This is a genomic window from Bacillus cereus group sp. BfR-BA-01453 (assembly GCF_022662915.1).
Taxonomy (GTDB): domain Bacteria; phylum Bacillota; class Bacilli; order Bacillales; family Bacillaceae_G; genus Bacillus_A; species Bacillus_A paranthracis.
Genome location: NZ_JAKUEN010000033.1, coordinates 1 through 8,521 on the forward strand (window position 1 = coordinate 1; position 8,521 = coordinate 8,521).

Below are 8,521 nucleotides of genomic sequence, written 5' to 3' on the forward strand. Positions count from 1 at the left end.
CGAACACGGAAGTTAAGCTCTCTAGCGCCGATGGTAGTTGGGACCTTGTCCCTGTGAGAGTAGGACGTCGCCAAGCAAGCTTAAGACGAGTCAGAATGACTCGTCTTTTTTGTATGCTTTCATGCCTCTGTTAATTGCTTGTTTAACTCCTTCTAAATAGGCAAAGCCATGCCTTTTATCTGGTTCTAAGTAAGTACCTTCTGCCCATTCATTCCACGCATTAATAAATAAAAACTCGCTGTTGTAAAGAGAATAGGTGCGCTGGATTTGCTTACTTAAATATATCGTGAACTTCTCAGGAGTAGAGCCTACGAAAATGCTGCTATTTAAATCTTTGCGGCGTGCTGTGTTATCCCAGTCAACAAAGGCACCGGGAAATGTTTTTTTCTCTGAAGGAGATCGCTTTAATATATACATCCACACTTTATCATAATCCCAAGCGTTTATTTGTTTACTAGATTCATATATTATCTTATTTATGTCGGAAGAACTATCGTGAGCAATTGTATAAAAAGGTTCGAATTGAATGCTAGCATCAAATCCATTTATATTAGGAAGTGGAAAGCTGTTTAATGTTTCTGCGAAGTATATACCTTTCAAACCATTTTCTTGTGCGAGTGTATTCCAGTAGTTAAGCATTTGCTCACAATTAGGTATATGCCCAGGACGATAAATAATGAATAGTGGTTTATTATCTATACGGATATACCTCTCATCTTGGAAAGCTTGTAATAAATAATCAAAGTGTTCTTTCCAATCCGATAACCCTCCGTAATTTTGAGGCATTAATATGTGACTATCAAGACCATCCCAAGTTTTTGTCCATGGTTCATTTGCCCAAGATAGGCAAAATGGAAAATCTGGTTCGCCCATCTGAAGTACCTCATTAAATGGTCTCTCCAATAGCCTCTTCCCTTTAAACCAGTAATGGTAATAACAAAAACCATATATGCCGTGTGCTTTGGCAATTTCTGCTTGCCATTTTCTTACGGATGGGGTGGTTAAGTCGTAATAAAAATCTTGATAAGGTTCTCTAGGTTGATAATGTCCTGGAAATAAAGGTCGTGCACTTTTAGTATTTGTCCATTCAGTAAAACCTTTTCCCCACCATCGGTCATTTTCTTTTATTTGATGAAACTGCGGTAAGTAAAAAGCAATTATTTTCAAGATATATCCCCCTTATGTGCTTCGTAGTTCAAGTGGTGGGAAGTTATTTTTGATTTTTCGAATCTAGTTAAAGCATGAGAACCGTTATTTACTTACTCTGTTTATGCCTCATAATGAATTTTTTTGTACAGTTTGCTTGATATGAAAATCTTTAATGATTTAATATATACGGCTGAAATATAAAATGATCTTCATTATACAATGAGTGAAAAGAGTTAATCTTTTTGGAGAACAAATAGAGCTTGGGGTAATCGGTTTGCATCATCGAAAAAGTCCCGCAGCTTTAAATACTTCTCATAGTGGTTTTTAATATAAGTTCTAGGTATAATGGTTTCCCCGTAGAAGCTACTATTTCTAACGTCTCCAGCTCCCGTAGGGCTGTGGACGAAATTGCCGCTTTCATAATCCGAGATGGCACGATTTATATCTGGAAAAGCTTGAGATAAAGTTTTATGCCATCCTGTCTGAATTAATTCAGGGTGTTCCTTAAATTGTTGACAAAAATCGAGAAAATAGCGCGCTTGTGTTGTGGCGATGAAGATTCCACCTGGACGAAGAATTCTTGAAAATTCCTTTATCCAATTTTCTGCAGTTTCTTCGGATAAATGTGAGAATACAGAATAAGCGAATATGATGTCTAATGAATTGTCATTAATAAATTCTGCAGGAGGTTGTGGGGGAGCTACTTTATATCTGCCTCTTCCTAACGTTTCGTTACAAAGGTTAATCATTACAGGATCTACATCAATACCAAGTAAATTTTTATGGCGAACATCTTTGAAAAAGAAGCGTATGATTCTTCCCCAGCCACAACCAAAGTCTAAAATTTTCCGTTCTTTATTCAAGGGAACGCCTAAATTATGAGCATATGTTTTTACAAGTCTATAAAACAAATATGCTTCATAAAGAGCATGTTCATAGGAAGCACCTACAAACTGTTGTTGAATTTCTTCAGGGGGGAACATAGGTACTGGGATACCATTTATCCTTGTTTGTGAACAACTTTGTACAAATAGATGAAGAAGTTCAACATCAGAAAGCGGGCTAACAAGGTTATCAAAATCACTTCCTAACTTAAAGTCATCCATTTGTTAACCTCCAAATTATATAGTGCCTAAAAATCATTTTCTTGTTTTCTACTAATAAAAACATGTAAAAATTCAGCATCTAAGCCTAGTGATTTATCCTTTTGTAAATAAACTAGGGTATACATATTTGCATGTGTATAAATATATTCAATCATATCTTGGCCCCAATCAAATGTTACTAAAGACCCATTCTCATCAATAGGATTTCCGTGATAAATTGGCTCTTCAATATACTCAATTCCATCCTCATTGATTCTTGCCCTTTGCAAAGTTTTTGGAAGTTTGTGGTACCAAGGGACAGTAAACACATGAGCACCGCCAGGCTTTAATACACGCTCTATTTCTTTAAAGGCTTTGTTTGGTTCCATTACATGTTCAAAGACATCTTGAGTAATGAACAAATCAAAAGATCCATTTTGGAAAGTCATGTTTTCTAAGTTCTCGCATCTAATCCCTTGAAAGTATTGGCCGAGAGGATAGTTTTTAAAGTATTGAGAGTATGTATAGTTTTTGCAGTTTTTTATTAGTAGTTGAGTTGTAATCCCCCCAGGTGAGGATTCGTGAATATGATAGGAACCCCATTTCGGAAAAAATGTATTTAAAACATGAATTAAAGCTCGCTGCCTTGGTATAGAGTGGCATGTAGAACATAAGTAGTGATCTCTAAGCCAATCGTTATGCTCTATAAATGTAGTTTCCTTCTCACAAATAACACAATATCCGTTATTATGTTTCAAATTACCTTCCACATGACATCACTCCTGTGTAAAAAATGTATATGGCACATGCGTCAATAATTAGTGAATTCAAAGAGGGTAGGTGAAATTTAGGGAATCTATAACAGTAAAATTGGTAGAAGGGAATAATTAGCAGGGGAGAACCCCTCTCTAATTAAAGTTTCACTTTATGCTATGCGATACATTCGCTTTTATTCATTGAAGAATGTATCAATTTAAAATATCCCTTTCGTGTACGGATACATTTCAAAGTCTTGTGCATATATTTCTGTAACTAACGCCATTGTTTCTTCATCATAAAAACTTTTATATGTCGGAAAGCGAGGGAAGGCGGCATCTGTAATGCTGAGCTCTGCATAGCTTCCTGTATACATCATTTTATGAGCGCGATGATGATCTGAATTTGTAAGTAGCGCTAAATTAGATTTAACTAAATCATACGTGTGTTCTATTTTGGTGATTTGTGTATTAAAATCTTCTAAAGGAATATAGTGTTGGATGAAATTTTCTTCACCCGGAACGTATTGCTGACTAAAATGTATGTCCATTGCTACGGAATTGGGACCTAATGCTCGAACGTAATATAAAAATTGTTTAAATGATATTCCTCGGTTACTATATTTGTCATTATATAAATACTGTCGGATACTTTCCCATTGAGGAATTGCATATGGATTGTCAGCAAGTAATAAAAATGAGCTGACGGCCCTTGTATAGGGATTTCGTACAAGTTTACAAACAGCTTTTTCTGCCGTTAGAAGCCCATTTTGTAACTCTGGTATGTAGTTGGTGTTGTTTTTATATACCCAGAATTCATAGTAATGAATAAAGTCATGGTATTTCTTTGCTTCATTAAACAATCCGATTTGAAAAAAGAACCAATTAGCTAAAGTAGTGCATCCGCTTCTATGGCTCCAGAATAGTATAAGGGGAAAGTCTTTATGGAAATGTGGGATTCGATCTTTATGTAGAATTACATGATTTAAAAGCTCTTGATTTACATTCTTCATACATGTAGTGCTCCTTTTTGAAAGTTTTATTTATGGAGAAGGGGAAAGCTTTTACTAATCCAATATATTCATAGGAATGAGTAAATATTATGAATGTTTTTTCGGACGGTTTAAATAAGGTAGTGATTCTAAAGGGAAAATATAAAATAAAGATAATGAAAATTTATAAGGGGCATACAATTATAAGAGACTCAATAATAGAATTGACTAAGTTTATTTATTTGTATTTCTAGGTGTGATAAGCAAAAATCTTATTACTAGAGAGGATATTATGCGGAAGAATAATTATTTAATAGTAGGTGGAAATAGTTTCATTGGTATTAACCTCGCATTAGGTTTATTGAAAAAAGGCCAAAATGTAAAAGTATTTTCCAGACATATAAATAATTTTCCTCAAAATATTATAAGTGAGGTTGAATTTATTAAAGGTGATTTAGCAAATGTTGAAGATATATATAAAGCCTTAGTGAATGTGGATATTATTATTTATTTAGCTGCAACGTCTAATGTAACAACTTCAATTGAAGATGTTTTCGGAGATATAAACAGTAGCCTTTTTTTTCTTAATTTCATGGAAAGTGCTAAAAATTTCCCCATTAAAAAAATCGTATTAGCATCTTCTGGAGGCACAGTTTATGGTGAACCGGAATATCTGCCTATTGATGAGGAACATCCATTAAAACCACTTTCTCCTTATGGAATAACAAAGGTGTCGCTTGAAAATTATTTGTACTTTTATAAGAAAAAATATGGAATGGACTATGTTGTATGTAGATATTCTAATCCGTATGGAAAATATCAAAACCCGTTAAAGAAAGTTGGAGCAATAAATTGTTTTTTGTATCAGCATCTCAGTAATGAAAAGATTAATATATATGGGAATCCACAAGAGATTATTCGAGATTATATTTATATCGATGATTTAGTGGAAGTTACTATACAACTATCGCAATTAAATCACTTGAAATTTTGTGTGTATAATATAGGCAGCGGAAAGGGGCTCTCTTTAAAACGAATTATAGTAGAATTGGAGAAATTAACGGAAAGAAAAGTGGACTTTATCTGCTATAAACAAAAGCAAGAACACGTTCAAAAAATCATTTTAAATATAGATAGAGTAAGACGAGAATGTAATTGGGAACCGAAAGTGGATTTCAAAAGTGGAATTAGATTAAATAAGCTATGGATTGAAGAGTTCTTATATAGTAAAAAATAATAAGCCATGCCCTACTTCTGTATAAGTAGAGCGTGGTTTATTATTTTATTTCTTTTTTTATTACCCAAAGATCTTGATGTTCCCACCAAAAACCTTCAGTGTATTTTTTGATAATAGGATTATAAGGTAATAATTTAATTTTGTCACATACGTAAGAGGGGCTAACGATCGTTTGCCCGTATTGATGAACATCTAAATCGAGTTGTTCGCTAGAGGGAAGAAACCAATAACCCCGTTCATTTAAAGCGGGAAAGCTGAAGTACTTTTTACTTTGATATCCATGAGTTGTGAAAATGAATAAGCCGCCAGGGGAAACAGCGTTATACAATGTCTGAAGCCAACGAAACCAAGTTGTATCAGGCATATGAGAAAAAAAGGATAGACAAAAAACGATATCATACGTAGACGAGGCTAATTTTACTTGTTCTGGTTCAGGGTGAGATAATAGAGATGAAGTATGTAATGTGTTTTCAATAAAAGTAATAGCCTCTTCGTGTATATCGCAAGTAGTTATACTTAAGTTCGTTTGCTGATTTAATAAATGACGTGTTACGCAGCCATATCCGGATGCGAATTCTAATAGTTGAATTGGAGTGTCTACAGGAGGATAAAAGGAAGTAATTAAATCCAAGAGTGTTTCTGCTGATTTTCTTCCATCTTTAAAATAATAATCTATTGCTTCTTTTTTAGATGGAAAGACTGGATTTGTGATAAGGAATTGAAAGATATGATCCTCTGGGTGGATATTTGCACTTACATTGTATTTTTGTGCAATTTGAGAAATCAAATGTTTATTTGCCTCTATAAATTCTTTCAAAGAGTAACACCCCTTAAATAATAGTAATGTCTTACAAGAGATACTGATGATAAAGAAAATATATAATTAAACCTTCAAATATGTTTCAAGGTACTTTCTATATGCATACATTTTCTTTTTTGAAATGTCGTCGATAGTAAAGGTGTCTTTAATGAAATTCTGCATTTGTACAACTTCACTGTAATGGGAATATGAATCTTCTGTTCTTGTTACGCTATTTGTATGTCGTCTATGATAGTTTAGAGGTTTTGGATTAAAATAAATGTTCCCCTCTTTAAGGAGAGAAACATAGAAAAACCAATCACCAGCTATTTTAAACTTTTCCAATTGTTTTGCTATTGTTTTTATATCTATGTTTTTAAAAACTACACTTGAGACATTAGGTATGGTGTTTTTGATAAGTAACGTATCTTGTATTTCATCTATCCCTTTTCGGATATAAGAACTCTGCCATTTTTCTTTATCAATATCATTTGTGTAATCCAAATAATGATTGGCCAAGATATTTCCTTGTTCATCTATTTGTTTTGATTGTGTGTAACTTAAGGCAACATTACTATCTATATGAAACCCTTGTATTACTTCTTCTAAAAATGTCTGATCACATAAGTCATCGGCCTCAGCAATCCAAATATAATCACCGGTTGCTGCAGAGACACCTTTTATCCATTGTTTAAATACAGAACCAGAATTTTTATCATTAATAATCTGCTGAACTTTCAGGTGGTGTTTATTTTCATTTGAGAGCAGCTTTTCAAATATAGATACGCTATTGTCAGTAGAGGCATCGTCTAGGAAAATTAGTTCGTAAAGGGGATAGGTTTGATTTAATATTGATTTAACTCGTTCCGGTAAGTATTTTTCGTAATTATAGTTCGGTACAATGACGCTTATTTTTTTATAATTATGCTCAAGCAAGTTTAATAATTGATAAACGTAATCAAGAAAGTTGAAATCTCTTTCAATAAGTTCTTGGCCAAAGGTCCCTTTTTGTAATCGTAAATCTTCATTCCCGATAAGTTCATATATTCTTTCCAGCATCATAGGTAAGTTTAAATAGTCTACTAATGCGCCGGTTTGTTCCGTAACAACATCTTCAAAACCTCCAGCGTTTTTGAACCCTATAACAGGGACTTTTGTATCTAATGCTTCTAAAACTACGTTTGGAAAAGGATCTTCTCTTGAAGTTAATAAATATAAATCAGCACCGGCGTTATATAAACCGATATCTGGAGTTGGGTCCACTAATGTGAAATGTGCTGTATATCTTGGGGAGATTGTATTAAAAAAATGAACATCTGTTTTCCCAACCCAGATAAAATGAATATTCGTATGCATCTTTCTTACTGAGTAAGCAATAAGTGAGAATAAATCTATTCCTTTTCGATGATCGGCGAAACCTACCCCCAAGATGATTTTGCTACCGAGAGGCAGATTGTGCTTTTTTCGTAAATCGCTTCTCGCTTGTGCAATATTTTTCTTATAAGGATTATGGTTGAACAAGCCCTGAGGGAGAATGTGGCATTTTTGATGATCTAATTGGGTGATTGTACGGAATTTTTCATACACGTATTGTGAAGGGAAGACAATTTTGTGAGCAGATTGGGCAATGTTTCTTGCTTTTCCCTCAGCAGAGTACTGTTGTATTAAATGCGGCAATTCATGTATTAATGAAATAACTTTAATATTATGTTTAGCTAGTAATGCAACTATATCACCACTTATGACGGTACTACATATGGCGATGGTATAGTCTTTTAATAATAACTTCTTTATTAATAATTCGACTTTTTCTTCCGTTGGGTAGTCTTCCTCTAGGCAATAAACAGGACCATACTTTTGAAAATCGTGGATTAAAATACCGGTTCCAATAGAAATAATTGCGACGGAGTAATGAAAATTTTCTTTAAGGGCTTTAATAGTATGTAAAGAAAGCAGCTGTGCTCCGTGGAAATGGGCATCATGGGATACATAAATGATTTTCTTATTAGCATGCATTTCATAACGCCTCCTAATGTAATTAGATTTTAGTAAATGTACGATGTATTTATAATTCCTAGAGAGAAGTGGTAGGAGATAATTGTGAATGTAACCGAAATAAAAAAGCTACTTTTAATATATATTTGTGTGGCTTGATATTCATTCTTTATAAAGTAGAAACTGTCGATTATAAAAATGACTACACTAGTTTATTAATCTTTAGGGAAGGAGTATAAAAAACTTTATAATTTATAAAATAAAAAGGATAAAAAGTATTGACGATTAGAGTACAGAAGTGTAATATAGAACAAGTCGCCGATGACATTAACGTCGAAAGCGACAAACGAAATGAAAAACTTAGTTGACATTGAAAGATGAAAATGTTAACATAAGGAAGTCGCAAATGAGCGACCAAGTAGTTCTTTGAAAACTGAACGAAACAAACAACGTGAAACGTCAATTTTTATTTTAGATGCTAGACAAACTAACTTTATTGGAGAGTTTGA

At 33.5% G+C, this 8,521-nt stretch carries 7 protein-coding genes and 1 rRNA gene; 2 read left to right on the plus strand and 6 right to left on the minus strand.

Annotated features, from left to right (window positions below):
- Positions 1-76: ribosomal RNA gene (gene rrf, locus MR070_RS27340) — 5S ribosomal RNA — on the plus strand; the annotation flags it as partial.
- A 14-nt stretch (positions 77-90) separates the two neighbouring features.
- Here rrf and MR070_RS26640 read toward each other — a convergent pair.
- The 4 genes from MR070_RS26640 to MR070_RS26655 form a co-directional block, all read right to left on the minus strand.
- Positions 91-1,167, minus strand: a complete 1,077-nt coding sequence (locus MR070_RS26640) for a glycosyltransferase WbsX family protein (RefSeq protein WP_044793652.1) — start codon at positions 1,165-1,167, stop codon at positions 91-93.
- Positions 1,168-1,382: 215 nt separating this feature from the next.
- Positions 1,383-2,255, minus strand: a complete 873-nt coding sequence (locus tag MR070_RS26645; protein ID WP_000340857.1) for a class I SAM-dependent methyltransferase — start codon at positions 2,253-2,255, stop codon at positions 1,383-1,385.
- Between the two features lie 26 nt (positions 2,256-2,281).
- Positions 2,282-3,004: a class I SAM-dependent methyltransferase gene (locus MR070_RS26650; protein WP_242262285.1), complete on the minus strand. Its 723-nt coding sequence runs from the start codon at positions 3,002-3,004 to the stop codon at positions 2,282-2,284.
- Positions 3,005-3,207: 203 nt separating this feature from the next.
- Positions 3,208-4,002 (minus strand): sulfotransferase family 2 domain-containing protein, encoded by a 795-nt coding sequence (locus tag MR070_RS26655; RefSeq protein ID WP_242262286.1) that lies wholly within the window; start codon positions 4,000-4,002, stop codon positions 3,208-3,210.
- Between the two features lie 271 nt (positions 4,003-4,273).
- Here MR070_RS26655 and MR070_RS26660 point away from each other — a divergent pair, with 271 nt between their 5' ends.
- Positions 4,274-5,218 (plus strand): NAD-dependent epimerase/dehydratase family protein, encoded by a 945-nt coding sequence (locus MR070_RS26660; RefSeq protein ID WP_001230822.1) that lies wholly within the window; start codon positions 4,274-4,276, stop codon positions 5,216-5,218.
- Positions 5,219-5,258: 40 nt separating this feature from the next.
- Here MR070_RS26660 and MR070_RS26665 read toward each other — a convergent pair whose 3' ends face one another.
- Positions 5,259-6,035 carry a class I SAM-dependent methyltransferase gene (locus tag MR070_RS26665; protein WP_242262287.1) on the minus strand — a complete coding sequence of 259 codons (777 nt, stop codon included), beginning with the start codon at positions 6,033-6,035 and terminating at the stop codon, positions 5,259-5,261.
- Between the two features lie 66 nt (positions 6,036-6,101).
- Positions 6,102-8,033 (minus strand): glycosyltransferase, encoded by a 1,932-nt coding sequence (locus MR070_RS26670; protein ID WP_242262288.1) that lies wholly within the window; start codon positions 8,031-8,033, stop codon positions 6,102-6,104.
- Positions 8,034-8,521: the final 488 nt, after the last annotated feature.